1 protein-coding gene is annotated in these 945 nt (G+C 67.7%); it reads left to right on the top strand.

The genetic code is table 11. From position 1 onward, the window contains the following. Positions 1 to 181 precede the first annotated feature (181 nt). On the top strand, positions 182 to 945 hold a 764-nt coding region (locus AC0AIB_RS31010; RefSeq protein WP_465098048.1), incomplete at its 3' end, for a helix-turn-helix domain-containing protein.

The raw sequence follows: 945 nt of genomic DNA, 5'->3' as shown, positions 1-945 counted from the left end.
GGTGCGGCGGCTCGCGGATGCCGTCGAGCGGATCGGGGTCGATGTCGGTCATGGCGACAAGGACACCAGTTCTGGACGCGCACCCGAACGCCGTTCGCCAGCCGGGTAGACGCAGTTCACTAGGCACTGGCTAGGCACGGGTGTGCATGGGTCGATGCCTACGCCAGCAAGGGAGGCCGTTTTGCCTGCTCGCGCCAGGGATGCAAACCCGAATCTCGCGCTCTACAACCTTCGTGATGCTGCCGGCGAGACTCAACAGGACGTGGCGAACGGGCTGAACCACCTCGGGACGGCGCGGGGCAAGAGACTGGCCGTCACCGCCAACCAGGTGAGCAGGTGGGAGCGGGGTATCACGTTCCCGTCGGCGCTGTACCGGCAGCTCCTTGCCGAGCACTTCGGCGTCTCCGTGCAGGATCTCGGCCTTACCCGGCAGCGCGTCACGCCGCAGCAACGCGACAGTCCTGAGAACGACTCCGGAGGTTTCGCGATCTACCAGGATTCCGAGTCTCACCCGCATGCCGAGGAGAGCCAGCAGGAGTGGCGGGCCGTCCGACGGAAGCTGAACACCCACCGGGTACAGCTCGCCAGGGAGGCAGCCCGCCTCTATGACGCGACGGATCGAGTAGGCGACACCGGTCTCATCGCGCCGCCGGAATGGCTGCCGTCGACCCCGATCGAGTTGGCGCAGTTCGGCATCGGACTCGCGCCGGAAGGAACCGCGCCGATCGTCACCGGCACCGAGGACGTATCGGCCGGTGTACGGCCGTTGGCGTCGGACGGGCGGCGCCATCAGCGCTACAGCCTCGCGCTGCGCGACGTCGAGCAACCCCGGTTGCTGGAGAACCGGCTCGCGTGGCACCTCGCGGGGGTCGACTGGAGTCAGCCCGATCGGGCGCTCACCTTCACCACCGGCACGTACTTCGGTGGTGTCGACGTCGCGGAAGC

The sequence above is a fragment of the Micromonospora sp. DSM 43699 genome, assembly GCF_055517075.1.
This window is presented reverse-complemented; position numbering and strand designations above follow the sequence as displayed.